This window comes from Dyella sp. PARNA 12/25 (genome assembly GCF_055702865.1).
The window spans coordinates 1-18,733 of the sequence record NZ_JBVQCI010000016.1; the positions used below are offsets into that span (position 1 = coordinate 1).

Here is an 18,733-nt window from a genome sequence, read left to right on the forward strand (position 1 = left end):
TTTGGGCCAGCAAAAGAAAAGTGACTCGGCCTTCGGCAGAAGGTCGAAACGCCCGCTGCGTAGGCGGCACGCTGGCGAGATCGCTAGATTCAAGGCCGAGAGCAAAGTCGCTGGACCCCGGCCTACGCCGGGGTGACGGCGAGGAAAATCAGCGGTCTCGCAAGCCCCCAGCACAAGAACAACAACCATGTAAGCTGCCCCTTCCCTGCCCCGGATCACCACCCATGGAACGACGCCAATTCCTGCGCCAGGCGGGCGCCACGCTCGCGGTAGCCTCCACGGCCGGCCTCGCCGCCTGCACCGGGCAGCAAGTAAAACCTCAACCAGCCTCATCACGCTCAGCACTAACGCTAGCCCCCATCCGCGCCAGCATCGACCGCATCACCGGCGTATACGTCTGCACCCGCCCCTTCCGCGCCGCCGGCCCGCGCATCGAAACGCAAAAGCTCGGCAACAAAACCATCGTGCACAACTACGGGCACGGCGGCAGCGGCTGGTCGTTGTCATGGGGCTCGGGCACGCTGGCCCTGCAGATGGTGCAAGGCACGGATGTACGCGAGCTAGGTGTGATCGGTTGCGGCGCCATCGGCCTCACCACCGCACTGTTGGCGCAGCGTGCAGGACTCGCCGTGCGCATCTACGCCAAAGCCCTGCCGCCAGATGTTTTCTCCATGCGTGCCTCTGGCCTGTGGACACCCGACTCGCGCATCTGCGATGCCGCGCACGCACCAGCGCTGGCTGATCGATGGGAAATGATGACGCGCATTTCCTATGCGCGTTACCAGAGCATGCTGGGCTTGCCAGGCAATCCCATTGAATGGATCGACGGCTATTCGCTGTCCGACGCACCGTTCGGCACCTTCCATGGCGAGGTGCCCGATGAACCGGAGTACGGCGATTTCGCCGACCGCGTTCGTGACCTGACGCCACGGCCAGTCGAGTTGGCGCCGGGAAGCCACCCGTTCCCCGAGCCTTACGTACGACGCTACAGCACCATCATGTTCAACATCAGCAGTTACGCCAACATGCTGATGGCGGAGTATCTGGCGGCAGGCGGCAAGATCGAAGTGCGCGAATTCCAGCATGCGGAAGAGCTGCAAAAACTGCCGGAGCACACGCTGGTCAACGCCACCGGCTATGGCGCGCGCGCTCTGTTCAATGACGAGTCGGTGATTCCCGTGCGCGGCCAGACGGCGCGACTGATTCCGCAGTCGGAAGTCACCTATGGTCTACGTGCGAAGAATTTCAGCATGGTGCCGCGTAGCGACGGCCTGATGGTGCAGGTGATCGGCGATACCGGCAATTTCAACAATCCCGACACCACGCCGCATCGCGAAGCCTCCGAAGCTGCGGTGCAGGAACTGGCAGACCTGATGGCACACATGCGATCTGCCTGAGCCCATCGCAGCGCGCAGCTGAAAGCGCGCTGACGAACGTTGACATCACGCAGACGTTCGCGGGATCGGTTCGCGGCATACTGGCGCTTCACTTAGCCGGATTTGGCGCCACGGGAGTCCCAGCATGAACGCAGTCGCGGCAGCCATGACAAGGCGGCCCCGCCCGTGGCGACGCTGGTTGGCTTTGGCTTTCCTCGCTGCCCTGCCCTTGCACGTGGCGGCACAGATCCAGATCACGCCTATACCCGAAAGCAAACACGCGGCGGTGGCGCAGCTGGGTGCCGCCGAGCTCAGCGCCGCCGACCTGCAAACCTGGCTGGGCCCCGACATGAGCGGTGTCCTGCAGAAGGGCGCGGTGGGCGGTGCCGTGGTGGTGGTAGTGAAGGATGGCGAGGTGGTGTTCTCCAAGGGCTACGGCTATGCCGACCCGGAGACAAAGAAGCCCGTCGATCCTGCTGTCACGATGTTTCGTGTGGGAGCGATGTCCGGGCTAGTGACGTCAACCGCGGTCATGCAGCTGGTGGAGCGGAACAAGCTTGACCTCGATGCCGACGTCAACCACTACCTGGATTTCAATATTCCGCCGCGCGATGGCAAGCCCATCACGCTGCGCGATCTCATGACGAATACCTCGGGTTTCGAGGATGCGATCAGGCGCGTGTACCTCACCAATGCAAAGGAGTTGGAGGACACCGAAGGTTGGCTCAAGCACTGGGTGAGAACGCCCGCTCGCATCTATTCGCCCGGCGAAGTGCCTGCGTACTCCACTTACGGCATGGCGTTGGCCGGTTATGCCGTGCAGCGAGCATCGGGACAACGCTTCGACGAATACGCTGAGCGGCATGTTTTCCAACCACTCGGCATGCAACATGCCACGTTTGACCAGTCGTCGCCGCTATGGAAGAACATGGCGTCCAATGCTGTCCTCGGGGGAGCGGCAACGCCTTTGAGGAAGCTGGTACTCCCAACACCAGCACTCGGACTAGCCATCAGCGGCGAGGACATGGCCCAACTCATGATCGCCCACTTGCAATACGGTCGCGCAGGCAATGCACAGCTGCTTGAGCAGGCCACCGTCCAGGCGATGCAGAACTACCATCGCAACGCCATCCCGAGCCTGCCCGGCATGGCTTTGGGCTACGCACGCATGGACCGCGATGGTCAGACCATTCTTGGCCAGAGCGGTAATTTCAACGGTTTCCACAGTCTGCTTGCACTGTTTCCAGAACATCACAGCGGTATTTTCATCGCCACGGCGGGCGGCGATGCAAGCCAGCTTTTACGGCCCTTGTTCGAACATTTTTCCGACCGCTATTTCCCGCCGCTGCCCCAGCTAAAGCAACCCACACTCAAGACGGCGACGGTCCATAGTGCGCAGCTGACGGGCCGCTATGGTTCCAGCATCACCTCGCAAAGCAGCGTGCTCGCGCTGCGCAACCTGTTCCGGCAAAGCACCATCACCATGGCGGCCGACGGTTCGCCGGTCACGCCCATGTTCGGTACGGCGCACTGGCGCGAGGTGAAACCGTATCTGTGGATCGATGACGCGACGGGCCGGCAGCTCGGTGCGGTCGTTCGCGATGGCAAGGTACAGATGCTGTCGATCAACACCCTGTCGCCCACCGAGGTGTTTCTGCCCGCCACCGGCACATCGCCCGCGACCATCAAGAGCATCATCGTGCTGCTGCTTGTCGTGTTCGCGCTGATCACGCTGTCGTGGCCGATCACGGCATGGTTGAGCCGTCGCCATGCCTCGCTGGTGCTGCCGGAACAGGACGAACGCTGGTATCGCCTGAGCCGCCTCACGGCGGTGCTCTATCTGCTGTTTGCCGGTGGCTGGTGTCTGCTGTTGCCCCGATTAGGTGGGACGCATCTTGAAATGCGTCAGCTACTGCTCTTCCTGATCGGTGTACTAGCCGTCATCTGTACGCTGGCCGTCGTGATGGAGAACTGGCGGGCATGGCGTGGTGGCAGCTGGTGGCGACGAATCAGCGGTGCCCTTCTGCTGCTGGCCTGCCTTGGCGCCATCGCGTTCATGATCTGCTGGCATCTGTTGAGTCTTGACCCCAACTTCTGAGTCACCTTGTAGGAGCGCACTTGTGCGCGACCGCGGAACACCCGTATGCCCCGGTCGCGCACAAGTGCGCTCCTACAGTAAAAGCCTCGGTGGTCCCGGGCCGGTACAATAGGCAGGATGGATGTCTCCCACCTGATCGATAAGCTCAACGACGCGCAGCGCGAAGCCGTGTGCGCTACTCCCGGCCATTACCTGGTTCTGGCTGGCGCCGGCTCCGGCAAGACCCGTGTGCTCACCCACCGCATCGGCTGGCTCACCCAGGTCGAGGGCGTACCGCCGTGGGCCATTCTCGCCGTCACCTTCACCAACAAGGCCGCCGGCGAAATGCGTGCGCGTCTGGATCAGCTGATCCCGGGCGGCACGCAAGGCCTCACCGTGGGTACCTTCCACGGCATCGCCCATCGTCTGTTGCGCCGGCACTGGCGCGAGGCTGGCCTGCCTGAGGGTTTCCAGATTCTGGATGCGGACGACCAGCAGCGCATCATCAAGCGCGTGGTCACCGGGCTAGGCCTGGACGAGGCGCGTTTTCCGCCGCGTCAGGCCACCTGGCAGATCAACCAGTGGAAGGACGAGGGCAAACGCCCGGACAACATCGAGCATCGCGATCACCCGATGACGCGCACGATGGTGCAGATCTACCAGGCCTACGAAGACGCCTGCCGTCGCGCCGGACTGGTGGACTTTGCCGAGCTGCTGCTGCGCGCGCACGAGCTTTGGCTGAACAACCCGCTGGTGCTTGAGCATTACCGCGAACGCTGGCGCTACCTGTTGATCGACGAATTCCAGGACACCAACACGCTGCAGTACGCGTGGATTCGCGTACTGGCCGGCAACACGGGGCAAGTGTTCGTGGTGGGCGACGACGACCAGGCCATCTACGGCTGGCGTGGCGCCAAGGTGGAGAACGTGCAGCAGTTCCTGCGCGACTTCCCGGGCGCGAAGACCATCAAACTGGAGCAGAACTACCGCTCCACCTCCACCATCCTCAAGGCCGCCAACAGCGTGATCGCCCGCAACGGCGGTCGCCTCGGCAAGCAGCTGTGGACGGATGGCGGCGAAGGCGAGCGCATTGCGCTGTATGCCGCGTACAACGAACAGGACGAAGCACGCTTCGTCATCGAGCGTATTCGCGAATACATCTCTGAGCACGGCGAAGCGCGCGACTGCGCGATTCTCTATCGATCCAACGCCCAGTCGCGCAACTTCGAAGAACAGTTGATGCAGCGCGATGTCCGCTTCCGTGTCTATGGCGGCCAACGCTTCTTCGACCGCGCGGAAATCAAGGACGCGTTGGCCTATCTGCGCCTTTCTTCTAATCGCCACGATGACGCCGCCTTTGAGCGCGCAGTGAACACGCCGCCGCGCGGCATCGGCGATCGCACGCTGGATGTGCTGCGTCGACGCGCCCGCGCCGAAAACAGTTCCATGTGGGAAGCCACGCTCAATGAACTGAGCGGCGGCAAGGAATTGGCTGGCCGCGCCAAGAATGCGGTGAAGGCGTTCCTGGTGATGATCGAGGATATGGCGCGTTCGTTTGCGGGCACCGATACCGGTGATGCGCTGGCACTCGCCGAGCAGATCGACCACGCCATCAACCACACCGGCCTGCGCGACTTCTACGAGAAGGACAGCCGTGGCAACGCTGAATCGCGCGTGGAGAACCTGGACGAACTGGTCAATGTGGCCAGTCGCTTCGAACTCACGCCCGACGATATCGAAGCGGGCCTGAGCGAACTGGCCGCCTTCCTTTCGCATGCGGCGCTGGAAGCGGGCGAAGGTCAGGGCGAAGCGTGGGATGACTGTGTACAGCTGATGACGCTGCATTCCGCCAAGGGCCTGGAGTTCCCGGTGGTGTTTCTGGTTGGCATGGAAGAAGGGCTGTTCCCCAGCCAGCGCTCGGTTGAAGACGAAGGCCGCCTCGAAGAAGAACGCCGCCTCGCCTACGTGGGCATCACGCGTGCACGCGAGCGGTTGTTCATCACCTACGCCGAGTCGCGACGCATGCACGGCGTGGAGATGCTGGCGCGCCCGTCTCGCTTTTTGTCGGAGATTCCGCCTGAGCTGATCGACGAAGTGCGTCCGCGCGTGCAGGTGAGTCGCCCGCTGTATGGCGGCCGTTCGAGCGCCAGCAGCGGGTCGATATCGCTGGAAGAAAGCATGCCGCTCAAGCTTGGCCAACGCGTGAGTCACCCCAGCTTCGGCGAAGGCACCGTGGTCAGCGCGGAAGGCAGCGGTGCGCATATGCGCATCCAGGTGAATTTCGCCAGCAGCGGCAGCAAGTGGCTGGTTTACGCCTATGCCAACCTGTCGCCGTTGTAAGCGCCTTCACCATGAGACGTCGACAGCCAGTACGCGACAACCTCCGGCGCCTGCGCGACGTCGAGCAACGCCTGGACTGGTTCTATCAACGGCTGCCGTGGACGCAGCGAACCCTCAAGGGGCTATGGCAGGCATTGCTTGCCTTGGTGGCGGCGAGCGCCGCCTACGGCCTGGGTCTGCTACTGCATAGCCAGCAGGCGTTCTGGGCAGTATTGACCGCCATTGCGGTAACCCAGCAGAGCTATCTCGACACACGTGCCTCGTCGCGCGACCAGATCATCGGTGCCACCGTGGGTGGTGTGGTCGGACTGGGCACGGCCCTGCTCTGGGGTGAGCACTACGGTGCTTACGCCGGGGCCATCGTGACTGCCATCACCGCCTGCTGGATGCTCGGCGTGGGTAGCGCCGGACGCCTCAGCGGCACCACCACCACCATCGTGATGCTGGTGCCCCACACCGGCCCGTTCTGGCTGATCGCGTTGACGCGTATCGGCGAGGTCGCCCTGGGCATTGCCTGCGCCCTGGTCGTGGTCGGCGTGGCCGAACGCCTGCAACGCCGCTGGGTGCAGCGCGCCGAGCCGGTTGACAGTCCCGTCGCTTAACGCAAGTTCTGGCTGCGGGAACCTGCGCCGAACGCGCGGGCTCCATGTTTTCATCGGTTCACTGGATCAGGCATGGTTATGACAGCGCAATCTCTCGAGGACGCCCCGGAGCGCCCCCGCACGCGGTTGGATCACGATATCTGTGTGCACATCTTCACTGCCTCGGCCGCCATGGTCGGCGTGTGCCTCACCGTCATCGGCATCCTTCGCGTGGTGATCTCGCTGCGCAAGGAAGACCTGCTCGGCGACGACCTGCTGGCGGTGAATTCGATGCTCTATCTGGCTTCGTGCCTGCTGTCGTACTGGGCGCTGCGTACACGCAGCGTCCGACGCAATCATCGGCTGGAGCAGATGGCCGACATCATCTTTCTCACCGCATTGGTGTTCACCGCAGTCAATGCCGGTTTCATCACCTGGGCGATTTCAGCGAGCTGATCGAGCGAATTCGGCAGGCAACAGACGAGCGAATCTGACTCATTCGGTCAAGAGCGTGTGGTGCCAGCACGAGTGGATATCCGCGACCCATATCGCGAGAACAGCGCCTCTCCTTGGCACACCTCGCTCGGGCTTGACCTCGCGACGCCACGCACGCTTCCCGCTATGGGCCAAACCTGAAAATCTTGAAGGCCTTTGACGCCCTGGTGAATGGCTTGCATCACCACGCACCCGGGCAACCTATCCTCGCCACTTAATGAAGCCGCAACCCCGCATCAGGGCGCAACCGGCAACCATTGTGAGTGAGGTGACCGAGCATGTTTCGCTACATCCTTTTCGACTCGTGCCAGTACGTAAGATTTCACCAGCGACTACAACAGTGGGGCGCACCCTATGGCTCCTTGTTTGGCGGCCATGCCGAAGAAGCATTTCCAGAATTGGCGCCATTGCTGATTGACGTCAGCATCGAGAACGAGACCACCCGAAAAGTCATCGCGGAAACAGCGCGCATCGGGCAACTGAAACCATGCGTGAGCAAGCTCGAAGCCACCTTGCCGCTGCATGAGCTCACGAAGCAGCTTGCGGCTTTCCACCTGATCAACATGCCAGATGGCCGAGACATGCTGATGCGATGGTATGACACGCGCATCCTGCCCCTGTGGCTGGATGTGCTGCATCCAGAGCAGCGCGCCTACTGTGCGCGAAACATTACGCGCTGGATCAGCATTGATCGCTTTGGCGTCGAGCAGGAGCTGGATATGCCGAGCGAGTCTGCGTGGCCATCGCCAATCGCGGGTGCGCCTCTTAGCCTTGACCAGCACCAGGCAGAGCAGCTGTTTATCGGCACCGAACCGGATGCCTTGATCTATGACCTGCGTAAAACGCTCCGCGAAGAGATGGATCGCGTAGCGCATGGCACGCTCTATCCCTTCGTCCACACCCACTGGCAGATAGCGCGACAGCATGGTCTGAGCGAAAGGATCGACCAATCCAGGTTCGTCCGGTTGGCACTACATACCTCAGGTTCCTTCATGGAAGACCCCAAGGTATCTGCGCGTCTGGCCTCGCCTTCGTTGACGCATGAACAGTCGTTTGCAGAATGGTTCCGATCCTTACCGGAAAGTACATGGACTCTCGGCAAACCGCTTTGGGACACGCAGCTGCTGGAAGCCGACGAGGCCGCGTCGTAATGCTCAATCCTTTCGCAAGGAGTGCGTCATGCGATTCCCCCTGAACCCTCCCGAGCCGCTGTCTGCTGAGGGCTACCGCTCCATGGCGCGCGTGCAGTGGATCACGCGTGTCTTTGTCGCCACGCTGCTATGTCTGCTGCTGTCGAGTTGCCACGCTGGCGAAGAAACCATGGGGCTCGATGTCGTGGGCTATAACCACACCGATCAGGATATCGGCAGATTCTCCGTCGCTAACGGTGGCGGTGGCTTCCTGATCGAACACGGGCAGGGTGGTTTTGCCTGCTGTGCAGTTATCCCCCGCATCTACAAACCTGGCATGACTGTGACAGTGCGCTGGGGCGGAATCGCCATGGGAAGGGAAGAAGAACGCACCGTCGTTGTTCCGCCCTATACCCCTGAAGACGGCGGTGTGCTGGCCGTCCATTTTCTGCGCAATGGCGACGTCAAGGTTTTCGTCACCATGTTCGGGTTACGACATCCCAATTACCCCCTGAAGGGCGACGAGGCCAAGTTATGACGCCCTTTTATTTCGCAAGGAGTGCGTCATGCGATTCCCCCTGAACCCTCCCGAGCCTCTGCCCGCTGAGGGCTATCGCCCCACGTTGCGCTTGCCATGGCTCGTCCGTGTATTCGTCGCCACGCTGCTATGTCTGCTGCTGTCGAGTTGCCACGCTGGCGAAGAAACCATGGGGCTCGATGTCGTGGGCTACAACCACACCGATCAGGATATCGGCTCCTTCACCGTGGCTCATGGCGGCGGTGGCGTTGTGATGAAACACAAACAGAAGGGAGCTTCCTGCTGCGCAATCATCCCCCGCATTTACAAGCCGGGCATGACCGTCACAGTGGGCTGGACCGACGAGGCCGGCGAACACCCGCAAGAACGCACTGTCGTTGTATCGCCCTATACCCCTGAAGACGGCGGTGTGCTGGCCGTCCACTTTCTGCGCAATGGCGACGTCAAGGTTTTCGTCACCATGTATGTCTTTCTAAGTCATCCCAATTACCCATTGAAGGGCGACGAGGCCAAGTTGTAACGCCCTTTTATTTCGCAAGGAGTGCGTCATGCCATTCACTCTGAACCTTCCCGAACCGCTGTCTGCTGAAGGCCATTGCCCCACGTTGCGCGTGCCATGGCTCGTGCGTGTACTCGTCGCCACGCTGCTATGCCTGCTGCTGTCGAGTTGCCACGCTGACGAAGAAACCATGGGGCTTGATGTCGTGGGCTACAACCACACCGATCAGGATATCGGCAGATTCTCCGTCGCTAACGGTGGCGGTGGTTTCCTGATCGAACACGGGCAGGGCGGTTTTGCCTGCTGCGCAGTTATCCCCCGTATCTACAAACCCGGCATGACAGTGACCGTGCGCTGGGGCGGAATCGCCATGGGTAGAGAGGAAGAACGGACCGTCGTCGTTCTGCCCTACACGCCTGCGGATAGTGGTCATCTTGCCGTTCATTTTCTGCGCAATGGCAATGTGAAGGTCTTCGTAACCAAGTATTACCCGAGACACCCCAACTACCCCCTAAAGGGCGACGACGCCAAGTTGTAATGCTCGTTTATTTCGCAAGGAGCGCGCTATGCCATTTGCTTTTAGCCTTCCCGAGCCTCTGCTTGCTGAGGGCTATCGCCCCACTTTGCGCGTGCAACGGCTCGTGTGTGTACTCGTCGCCATGCTGCTGTGTCTGCTGCTGTCGAGTTGCCACGCTGGCGAAGAAACCATGGGGCTTGATGTCGTGGGCTACAACCACACCGATCAGGATATCGGCTCCTTCACCGTGGCCCATGGCGGCGGCGGTTTCCTTATCGAACACGGGCAGGGCGGCTTTGCTTGCTGCGCGGTCATCCCTCGCATCTACAAACCTGGCATGACTGTGACGGTGCGCTGGGGCGGAATCGCCATGGGCAGGGAGGAAGAACGCACTGTCGTCGTACCGCCCTACACCCCTGAGGACGGCGGTGTGCTGGCCGTCCACTTTCTCCGCAATGGCGAAGTCAAAGTCTTCGTCACGATGTACGTCTATCTAAGTCATCCCAATTACCCATTGAAGGGCGACGAGGCCAAGCTGTAACGCCCAATCATTTCGCAAGGAGTGCGCTATGCCATTTACTTTGAACCTCCCCGAACCGCTGCCCGCTGAGGGCTATCGTCCTCTGTCCGCGCGCGAGTTATCCATGCGGGCCGACGCCATGGCCTGCATCCACAGCAAGGCATCCACCCAATGTCAGGGCCAGGTTTTTGCAACGCTCTTTTTCGATGGCACCGGCAACAATATGGACTGGATCGGGCGCCACGCCCAGAAGACCCAGCAAGGCCTCGGCAAACACAGCAACATCGCCCGGCTCTACCGCGCGGCCATCGCCGAACCGGAGAACGGGTTCTTCCCCTATTACGTCCCCGGTGTCGGCACGCCGTTCGACAAGATTGGTGATCTGGACGGCGGCTATGTGCTTGGCAAACCGGCGGGTGACATTGGCGGCTATATGGGCGCGGACCGTATCAATTGGGGCATTACGCGCATCTACAACGCAGTCCATGCGTATGCAACTCAAGGCGCGGTGCTGATTAATAACGACCAGGCCAAAACCATTGTCAACAACATCAGTTCATCGGTTGGTGCGCTTTCATTCGACGGCAGCTATCGACAGATGGTGTTGCGCAACTGGGAGACCACGCTTGCCTCCGTCGTGAAGAAGAGCCAGCGCCAGATCACGCAGATCAATGTGGCGGTGTTCGGTTTTTCGCGCGGTGCAGCGCAGGCACGCACGTTTGCCCACTGGCTGACCCAGCTTACAACACAGAAGGACGGCACCTACGCGCTGGCCGGCGTGCCCTTGCGCATCTATTTCATGGGACTGTTTGACACGGTGGCCTCGGTGGGCCTGGCCAACATGGTGCCGGGCATTGAGGGCCATTTGGCGTGGGCGGATGGCAACATGTCCATTTCCGACGCGGTGGAACAGTGCGTGCACTACATGGCACTGCATGAGCAACGCGCCTGTTTTCCGTTGGAGATGGCGGCAAAGGTCCGTCAGGTGGTGTACCCCGGCATGCACTCTGATGTGGGTGGCGGCTATCTGCCCACCGAGCAGGGCAAGAAGGCGCAGTTGTCGCAGATTCCCTTGAACGACATGCACAACGAGGCGTTCAAGGCTGGGGTGCCTTTGTACTCCTACAAGGAGATTAACGATCGTGCAGACTTGGAGAGCGACTACTTCATCCCTCCGGATCTGATCGAAGCCTATAACGCTTACTGGCGCGACTGCGGCATTGGCGCAGCATCCGGCAAGGCGGCTGCGCTGGACACGGTGCGCCAACATACCCGGCAGTACCTGCAATGGCGAGGCGAGTTGCTGGAGCGCTGGCGCAACCTTGACACGCGCACGTTTTACCAGCGCGCGAATGCCAAGGACCAGAAGGAGCTGGCGGATACTCAGGAGGATTTCGCGCAGCAGATGACCGAACTACACCAGCGGTTGCGTCTTGAGGCGGAAAGCGTCAGCCACCGGCCGCTGCTCACGCCCTCGATGGCTGACTACCCCCTGGCCGATCACGACATGACGCTACCGGTGGACACGACCACTCGTGAGTTGCTCGACGCCGTGCAGAGCCCGCGCGATGTGCCAGAGGCCGTGCGCCGGCTGCTGGACGATTACGTGCACGATTCGCGCGCCGGGTTTCGCGACGACCGCAAGCATGAGCTGGTGGAGTCGAGTCGCTTGACCGGCGGTTATCTGCGTTACCGGAACGTTTTCCAGAATGAACGCAAGGCGCCGAAGGTGGCCTCGGCTGCTGTGGCGCCTCCGGCATGAGGAAGCTGGACGTTATGTTGCCCCGATGGTGCGCGGCGCCACGCGGGGCCTGCATCCAACGCATTGGCACGCCTGCCACCCCGGGGGGCGCCTGCGACTTCAACTGGCTACGTGGCCAGATCCCACCAAGTTCGGCAAAGCCCACCTTTGGCCCATGATTCCCGCAAAGGTGGGAACCCAGCGCCTTGGTATTTTAGGCGCTTAAAGACACTGGATTCCCGCCTTCGCGGGAATGACGCTTGGTACTGTTGGTAGCTTTCCAAGTTGGAATGGGTTCTAAGAGCTCACTCCGGCAGGCGCGGTACACCGTGTTCGCTGCGCTCTTCCATCGCAATGGGGCGCGTGTCCAACCGCCCGGAACGCGCACTCTGCGGCAACTCCTGAATCGGTTCGCCACGTGCCAATGCTAGCGCGTTGCGATAGCAGCGCTGGGCGAGCGTGGCATCGTTTTGTCCCGCGTACACATCACCCAACGCTTCCCAGGCACCGCTGCTGGGCGTCAGTGCCAGTGAACGCTCCAGGTACTGCGAGGCCTTGCCCCACAGGCTCAGCCGTACGCACATGCGGCCCAGCGTGAGCAGCAGGTTCGCGTCATTGGGGTGGGTATCCAGCCAGGATTCGGCGCGACGCAGACGCGCTTCGATATCGTCGCCACCCAGTGCGCCGTAGGTTTCAATCAGCAGCGGCGACCATTCGCGACGCAGTGCCGATTCCACTTCGTCCATTGCCGGCAGCACCATGCCGAACGAGGCAGCCTGGCGCGCATACGCGTCGATGGCGGCCGGCACGCGACGTTGCGCCTTCGGGAGCTGTGACCACAGCGTGTTGAGTGCGGCCGCATCAGGTGCTGCACGCAATGAAGCAGACAGCACCTGAGCTTCCAGTGCAGCAAAACCGCGTGAGCCAAGGGCGCCACTCTTCTGCAGCGGCTCCAGCGCCTGACGTGCGCGACGCATGTCACCAGCGTCCAGCGCAGCCAGCGCGAGTTCGCGCCAACCGCCCGGCGTGAGGTGACCGCTTTCGGCATCCGCGGCCAACAGGTTCACTGCATCGCCGGACTTGCCTTCGCGTCGTAGTACACGTGCGCGCAGTACACGTGCTGCACGTGGTGACACCTGCCCCGCTTCGTCCAGTGTGGCGAGCGCGCGATTGTGTTCGCCACGACGCGAGGCCGCTTCGGCGGCGGCGAGCAAGGCCGGCCCGCGCAGTACATCCAGGCGAGAGGCGCGGTGCAGGTCACGTTCGGCGTCGCCGTGGCGGCCTTCCATCAACGCAACCAGGCCTTCGCTCATTTTCTTCCGGCTGAGCCGGCGATGACGGCGCGTCAACGCACCAAACGGCCAGCGCACGGCAAACCACACGGCTCCGAAGATGGCCCAGGCCAACAGCAGGATGACCACGGCAGCGACCACGGTGGTCTCCGCCTGCCAGCCGCGCAACTGCACCAGCACGTAACCCGGATCTTCCGCCACCCAATGCCAGCCGAAGGCGGCTAGCGCAGCGACGATCACCAAGAACAGCAACCAGCGCCACAGCTTCATGACTTGGCCCCGGCCGAAGTGCTGCTGGCAGGTTTAAGTGCATGCACCGCGCGCAGATTGCGCAACTCGTTCAAGGCCGCACCCAATTGCACCGGGGTGGACGGCTGCTGCGCCTTCAATGTCGCAAGCTGTTCGCGCGCCTGTTTCACGGCAGGCGCATTCACATCGAATTGCGCGGCAATACCTTCATCGGCGCGCTTGAGCGCCGCAACGTAGGCGTCGCGGTCCGAGGCCAGCAAGGCCGCCTGGGCCTGGGCCAGATCGATCGCCGCCAGTTCACGGGCGAAACGTGCATCGGCCACTGACAACGGTGCGCCGTTGGTGCGTTGCACCTTCACCACGTTGTTCAATGCCCCGACGACACGCGACCAGCCGCTGGCTATCTCGCCTGTCGCGGAAGGCTCATCGAGCGGCTTGAGCGGCAGTTCCATCATGGAGGCACGCAGATTGGAAAGCGCTGACAGGGTGGTGTCGAGCCCCACCGGCTGGCTCTTGGCCAGCGCTTCACGCTCGGCGCCGATGCTCTGGCGCAGGCCGGAGAACGCGCCGTCGTTCACCGCCGCGAGTGTCTGGTCGGCCAGCCCATAGGCAGTCAGCGCGCCTTGCGCATCGTGGAACAGCTCGTAGCGCTCTTTGGCCATGCGCAGCAGCGATTCGGTTTCATCGAGCAGCATGGCGTCGTGGCCGGACAAGGTCTTTTCGGACAGCTTGGCCACGGCATCTTCAAGGTTGCGCGTGCGCTCGGCCTGACTCAGCAGTTCTTCGCGCAGCGAGCGATTGACCTGATCGGCGTCACCCAGGCGCTGACGCAGCAGATTGCGTTCGCTTTCGCTGGAGGTGGCCAGCGTTTCCAGACCACTGACACGCTGCTTGAGTGCGTTGAGGTCCGCACTGTCGACAGCGCTGCCCTGCTCGTGCTGCCACTGTCGCCAGCCCACGTAGCCAGCGCCACCGACGGCGACCAGCGAAAGCAGCAGGGTGACCGCCAGTGTGCCGCTGCCACGGCGAGCCGCCGGGGCCGGCCGGGCGGTGCGGGTGGAAGAGGCGTCGGGTTGCGCGTTCGTGGACGCGCCGGTATCGGGGATGGAGTCGTCGTGGCTCATGCACGACATGCTAACAGCCCTCGGCGGTGGGCTCGCATCAAGCGGACGTGAAGAAGCGGCGTTATGTGGTGTCAGGCTTGGGCTTATCGATCAACGTGCTGCGGCAGCCAACAAATCGGTAGACAACGCCGAGGCCGCCACTACCACTTTGCTGAACCCGCCCGCACGCGCCGCATCGGCCAGCCGCTCGCTGCTCACCACGGCCACGGCCGCATGAAGTCGCGCATAGCCCGATGCAGGCAAGCCTTGGCGCAAGTTGTCGAGGGCCTCGGCACTGGACAGCAACACACGCGCATCAGGCGGCAGCTGTGCGAGCGCATCAAGCTGATGGCGTTGCCAACGAGGCGTGCCGCGTCGATAGACGTGGATCTCGCGCAGTTGCGCACCGCGCTCGGCCAGTTCGGTACGCAACACACCGCGTCCGCCGGGCGCACCAATCAATGCAACGCGACGGCCCTGCAGATTAGCCAAGGCGTGGTGATCGAGCAGGCCTTCGCTGTCCTGTCGTTGCACCGGCGCAAGCGGCTCGCCTACGCCGTGGCGACGCAGGGCACGAGCGGTGCCTTGCCCCACGGCCAGCACCACGGCCTTTGTGCGCAGCGGAGCGAGGCGGGCCGCGAAGCGCACGGCGGCGGGGCTGGTGAACACCAGCAGCTCTTCCCCCAAGGCGGCCCGCAAGGCGTCGGCAATCTCCTCCGGCCGATCAGCGCCATGCAGCGACAGACCCGGCAGCAGCAGTGGCACCCCGCCGAGCCGGCGCACCTGCCGCGCCAAGGGCGACCCTGTGCCCGCCGGGCGCGTGATGACCACGGTACGGCCGTTCAGGGCTGGCCCGGCAGTGGTCGTGGATCGCGTGGTCATGGGCCTCTCCGTGGGAACGGGAGCAGTGTAACGGCGACGGTGGCAACGGTCCTGCGCATCGGGGGTGCGTACACTACGCATTCCCCAACCGTACCCCACACCGATGAGCAACACCGAACGACAAACGCTCGCGCGCAAGCTGGTCACCTTCATGCGCGACGAAATTCCACTGGCGCAGACCATGGATCTGGGCCTGTACAGCTGCGACGAACGGCAGCTCTCCATCGCCGCGCCACTCGGGCCCAACATCAACGACAAGGGATGCGCATTCGGCGGCAGCCTGGTGAGCACCATGACGCTGACCGGCTGGGGCCTGGTCGAGCTGGAGCTGCGCATGCGCGGACTGGACTGCGACGTGTTCGTGGGCGAGTCGACCGTGCGCTATCTCGAACCGGTCTGGACCGACTTCATCAGCGAAGCCCGCCTGGGCGAGGGCGCAGACTGGGCCACCTTTTTCGACACGCTCGCCACACGCGGCCGCGCCCGCATCGAGGTGGCATGCCAGGTGCCGGGCACGGGCGAGAAACCGGCCGCCACGCTGACCGCCCGATTCGTCGCCAAACAGCGCTCGCCCGACGCCGTATGAAAACGCCGCGGCCCTTGGGCACAATGCAAACCTCGTCAAGGGGAACTTCTATGCGCCGCATCCTGATCTCGCTGGTCACGCTCTCCATGCTTTCGCTCGGCGGCTGCGCCACCGACCAGCGCAATGACTTGCTCACCACCACGCTCAACTCCTACGCGCATACGATGCGCTGGGGCGACTTCAATGCCGCCCAGCAATTCGTCGACCCCAAGGTGCGTGACGCCCATCCCGTGTCCGCATTGGAGATGTCGCGCTACCAGCAGTACAAAGTGAGCGAGTACGACGAGGGCAAGGGCCCGACCCACAACGGCGAGTTTGAAGTGAGCCAGGACGTGCAGATCAACCTGGTGAACGTGAACACCCAGTCCGAGCGCAGCGTGACCGATCACCAGAAGTGGCGCTATGACACCGAAAGCAAACACTGGTGGCTGGTGAGTGGGTTGCCGGATATCAGTCGGCAGTAAGGTCGCCTCATCGAAGGCGTCATTCCTGCACATTTAAATGGCGAGGCTAGATTGGCCCCTCACCCCAGCCCTCTCCCCGGAGGGGAGAGGGGGAAGTGCAGTGCGTCGCGCGATCCCTAACCACCAAGGCGAGTGACCGCCTTAAGTCCTCTTCGCGATGGCGCGTTGCGGTGTAGCCGTACCACGTGTCGTGCGATCGTGACGATCCGGGCTTCATCAGCGCCAAGGCTCTTATTCAACACGACGCTACGGCAACCTCGCTCTAAAGGCCGTTTTCTTTGGGTTACTTTTCTTTTGGGCCAGCAAAAGAAAAGTGACTCGAGCGTCGGCAGACGATCGAAACGCCCGCCGCGTAGGCGGCACGCTGGCGGGATCGCCACGTTCAGGGCCGAAAGCAAAGTCACTGGATGACCAGCTTCGCTGTTGTAAAGCGCCTCCCACTTGACCAGCCGTCGGCTGTTGAAGAGCGCCTCGCGGGGATGACGGTGAGGGGGTATGCGACGGTGAGGGGAATACACGCTTTCGCGAGCACTAGCTTCTTCGGTGCCGCCCTGCAGGCGTTCTGCGCGCTTCGTGCTTGTCCGGGCCGCGCCGGGTGACGAGCCACCCGGCGAGATGCCAGAACGAAGCCCCCGGCAGCGCGCCACCCCACCACCCCGTATAATCCCCCGTTCACTCCAACCCACGCGGGCCCTGCCCGCGCCTGCGGAAGCTTTCGAATGAGCGATATCCTGCACAAGCTGCCTGAGTTCATCGGCAACCATCTCGCGCTGGTAGCGCTGTTTTTTGTCCTGCTGCTCGCCGTCATCGTGGTGCAGCTGATGTCGCTGTTCCGCAAGTACAAAGAACTGACCCCGGCCGGCCTGACCCTGCTGATCAACCGCGAAAGCCCGCTGATGGTCGACCTGTCCGCCTATGCGGACTTCGAGAAGGCACATGTGCCGGGTTCGCGCCACGTGGCCATCAGCCAGTTCGATCCCGAGCAGAAGGACCTGGCCAAGGCCAAGGACCTGCCGGTGGTGCTGATCGACAAGGACGGCCGCGGCGCCAGCGACAAGGCTGCCCAGCGCCTGGTCAAGGCCGGCTTCGCCAAGGTCTACACCCTGGGTGGTGGCGTGGCGGCGTGGCAGCAAGCGCAGCTGCCGGTAGCCAAGGGCAAGAACTAAAAAGCAGAAGTGAGAAATGAGAAGTGAGCAGTGAGAGAGAGCCGGGCACCGCCACTCTCACTGCTCACTCCTCTTCACTCACTTCTCGCTCCAAGATGCCTGCGCGACCGCCCAGGATCTGCGCCAGCACGTCCGGCGCGTAGTCGAACGAGTCGTAGTAGAGCCGGTCTTCCGGCAGGTTCGCGTCGATAAACAGCTTGCGGCCGGCATCGATCATCGCCGGCGGGCCGCTCATGTAGACGTCGTAGCCTGCGAGATCCGGCTGGTCTTCCAGCACCGCTTCATGCACCAGGCCGGCGCGCAGTCCGCTGTTGGCGGCCTGTTCGGGGTCGGAAATCACCGCGTGAAACAGCAGGTCGTGCGCTGTGCGCGTCCAGCCCTCGGCCATCTCGCGAAGGTAGAGGTCGGCGATGTTGCGCGCGCCCCAGTACACCCGCATGGGGCGTCGGGTGCCCAGCGCCAGGAAATGTTCCACGATAGCCTTCACCGGCGCGAAACCGGTACCACCGGCCATGAAGATCATCGGCCGCTCGGAATCTTCGCGCGGCACAAAAGTGCCCAGCGGCCCCTCGATACGCAGCGCATCGCCTTCCTGCAGCGCGTCGCTCACCCATGAGGTAAAACCGCCGCCAGCCACGTGCCGCACGTGCATCTCGATGGTGCCGTCCGGCTGGGGATGGTTGGCGATGGAGAACGGGCGCCGCCGCCCCTCGTCCAATAGTACGTCGAGGTATTGACCCGGCAGCCAGGTGAGCCGCGCCTGCCCCGGCGCCGGTTTCAGCTGCAGGCCCACTACATCCGGCGCCAGCATCCATTTGCGCGACACCACCACGTCGAGCTGGCGGCGCACGATGTCTTCCACCGAGGTCACCTCACGCGCTTCGATGCGAAGGTCGCCACAGGGCACGGCCTGGCACAGCAAAATGGCGTGCTGCGAGGGCGCGGTGCCACTCAGTGCCAGCGGTGGGTTGCGTGGATAAATGCAGTCGCCTTCCAGCAGCGTGGCCTTACAGCTGCCGCACACGCCGGCGCGACAGGAGTACGGCAGGGCAATACCGGCCCGCTGCGCGGCTTCCAGCACAGTTTCGCCGGGCGCCACGGGGAACTGCCGGCCTGAAGATTGAATAGTCACAGTAAACACAGACACATTGTCGCGGCTACAACGGTCGAACGACAA

At 62.7% G+C, this 18,733-nt stretch carries 18 protein-coding genes; 14 read left to right on the top strand and 4 right to left on the bottom strand.

The window, feature by feature from the left end:
- Window positions 1-224 precede the first annotated feature (224 nt).
- The 11 genes from AC0GUR_RS20290 to AC0GUR_RS20340 all read left to right on the top strand — a co-directional run bounded on the left by AC0GUR_RS20290 (window position 225) and on the right by AC0GUR_RS20340 (window position 11,835).
- The gene (locus AC0GUR_RS20290; protein WP_472879329.1) at window positions 225-1,397 is read left to right on the top strand and encodes an FAD-dependent oxidoreductase; all 1,173 of its coding nucleotides are present in this window, start codon (window positions 225-227) and stop codon (window positions 1,395-1,397) included.
- Window positions 1,398-1,521: 124 nt separating this feature from the next.
- Entirely contained in the window at window positions 1,522-3,474 is a 1,953-nt protein-coding gene (locus tag AC0GUR_RS20295) for a serine hydrolase domain-containing protein (RefSeq protein ID WP_472879330.1), read from the top strand.
- A 117-nt stretch (window positions 3,475-3,591) separates the two neighbouring features.
- The gene (gene uvrD / locus AC0GUR_RS20300; protein ID WP_472879331.1) at window positions 3,592-5,793 is read left to right on the top strand and encodes a DNA helicase II; all 2,202 of its coding nucleotides are present in this window, start codon (window positions 3,592-3,594) and stop codon (window positions 5,791-5,793) included.
- An 11-nt stretch (window positions 5,794-5,804) separates the two neighbouring features.
- The gene (locus AC0GUR_RS20305) at window positions 5,805-6,395 is read left to right on the top strand and encodes an FUSC family protein (RefSeq protein ID WP_472879332.1); all 591 of its coding nucleotides are present in this window, start codon (window positions 5,805-5,807) and stop codon (window positions 6,393-6,395) included.
- 78 nt (window positions 6,396-6,473) lie between these two features.
- Window positions 6,474-6,830 carry a hypothetical protein gene (locus AC0GUR_RS20310; protein WP_472879333.1) on the top strand — a complete coding sequence of 119 codons (357 nt, stop codon included), beginning with the start codon at window positions 6,474-6,476 and terminating at the stop codon, window positions 6,828-6,830.
- A 317-nt stretch (window positions 6,831-7,147) separates the two neighbouring features.
- Window positions 7,148-8,020, top strand: coding sequence for a DUF4123 domain-containing protein (locus tag AC0GUR_RS20315; protein ID WP_472879334.1), 873 nt, complete (start codon window positions 7,148-7,150; stop codon window positions 8,018-8,020).
- A 28-nt stretch (window positions 8,021-8,048) separates the two neighbouring features.
- Complete coding sequence (locus AC0GUR_RS20320; protein ID WP_472879335.1) at window positions 8,049-8,537, top strand: DUF3304 domain-containing protein; 489 nt, start codon at window positions 8,049-8,051, stop codon at window positions 8,535-8,537.
- 28 nt (window positions 8,538-8,565) lie between these two features.
- The gene (locus AC0GUR_RS20325; RefSeq protein WP_472879336.1) at window positions 8,566-9,057 is read left to right on the top strand and encodes a DUF3304 domain-containing protein; all 492 of its coding nucleotides are present in this window, start codon (window positions 8,566-8,568) and stop codon (window positions 9,055-9,057) included.
- A gap of 28 nt (window positions 9,058-9,085) precedes the next feature.
- Window positions 9,086-9,574 (top strand): DUF3304 domain-containing protein, encoded by a 489-nt coding sequence (locus tag AC0GUR_RS20330; RefSeq protein WP_472879337.1) that lies wholly within the window; start codon window positions 9,086-9,088, stop codon window positions 9,572-9,574.
- A gap of 28 nt (window positions 9,575-9,602) precedes the next feature.
- Window positions 9,603-10,094 carry a DUF3304 domain-containing protein gene (locus AC0GUR_RS20335; RefSeq protein WP_472879338.1) on the top strand — a complete coding sequence of 164 codons (492 nt, stop codon included), beginning with the start codon at window positions 9,603-9,605 and terminating at the stop codon, window positions 10,092-10,094.
- Window positions 10,095-10,122: 28 nt separating this feature from the next.
- Window positions 10,123-11,835, top strand: a complete 1,713-nt coding sequence (locus AC0GUR_RS20340; RefSeq protein ID WP_472879339.1) for a T6SS phospholipase effector Tle1-like catalytic domain-containing protein — start codon at window positions 10,123-10,125, stop codon at window positions 11,833-11,835.
- 284 nt (window positions 11,836-12,119) lie between these two features.
- Here AC0GUR_RS20340 and AC0GUR_RS20345 read toward each other — a convergent pair whose 3' ends face one another.
- The 3 genes from AC0GUR_RS20345 to AC0GUR_RS20355 all read right to left on the bottom strand — a co-directional run bounded on the left by AC0GUR_RS20345 (window position 12,120) and on the right by AC0GUR_RS20355 (window position 15,340).
- Window positions 12,120-13,376: a heme biosynthesis HemY N-terminal domain-containing protein gene (locus AC0GUR_RS20345; RefSeq protein WP_472879340.1), complete on the bottom strand. Its 1,257-nt coding sequence runs from the start codon at window positions 13,374-13,376 to the stop codon at window positions 12,120-12,122.
- The gene (locus AC0GUR_RS20350) at window positions 13,373-14,479 is read right to left on the bottom strand and encodes a uroporphyrinogen-III C-methyltransferase (protein WP_472879341.1); all 1,107 of its coding nucleotides are present in this window, start codon (window positions 14,477-14,479) and stop codon (window positions 13,373-13,375) included. Before AC0GUR_RS20350 ends, AC0GUR_RS20345 begins: the two co-directional genes overlap by 4 nt.
- Window positions 14,480-14,569: 90 nt before the next feature.
- Window positions 14,570-15,340, bottom strand: coding sequence for a uroporphyrinogen-III synthase (locus AC0GUR_RS20355; RefSeq protein WP_472879342.1), 771 nt, complete (start codon window positions 15,338-15,340; stop codon window positions 14,570-14,572).
- A gap of 103 nt (window positions 15,341-15,443) precedes the next feature.
- Here AC0GUR_RS20355 and AC0GUR_RS20360 point away from each other — a divergent pair, with 103 nt between their 5' ends.
- The 3 genes from AC0GUR_RS20360 to AC0GUR_RS20370 all read left to right on the top strand — a co-directional run bounded on the left by AC0GUR_RS20360 (window position 15,444) and on the right by AC0GUR_RS20370 (window position 17,556).
- On the top strand, window positions 15,444-15,926 hold the full coding sequence (locus AC0GUR_RS20360) for a YiiD C-terminal domain-containing protein (protein WP_472879343.1): 483 nt from the start codon (window positions 15,444-15,446) through the stop codon (window positions 15,924-15,926).
- 50 nt (window positions 15,927-15,976) lie between these two features.
- Complete coding sequence (locus AC0GUR_RS20365; protein WP_472879344.1) at window positions 15,977-16,390, top strand: hypothetical protein; 414 nt, start codon at window positions 15,977-15,979, stop codon at window positions 16,388-16,390.
- Between the two features lie 719 nt (window positions 16,391-17,109).
- A complete protein-coding gene (locus AC0GUR_RS20370) occupies window positions 17,110-17,556 on the top strand; it encodes a rhodanese-like domain-containing protein (RefSeq protein ID WP_472879345.1) in 447 nt (148 codons plus the stop codon).
- A gap of 64 nt (window positions 17,557-17,620) precedes the next feature.
- On the opposite strand, the gene AC0GUR_RS20375 is transcribed toward AC0GUR_RS20370, so the two are convergent.
- Entirely contained in the window at window positions 17,621-18,697 is a 1,077-nt protein-coding gene (locus AC0GUR_RS20375) for a 2Fe-2S iron-sulfur cluster-binding protein (RefSeq protein WP_472879374.1), read from the bottom strand.
- Window positions 18,698-18,733: the final 36 nt, after the last annotated feature.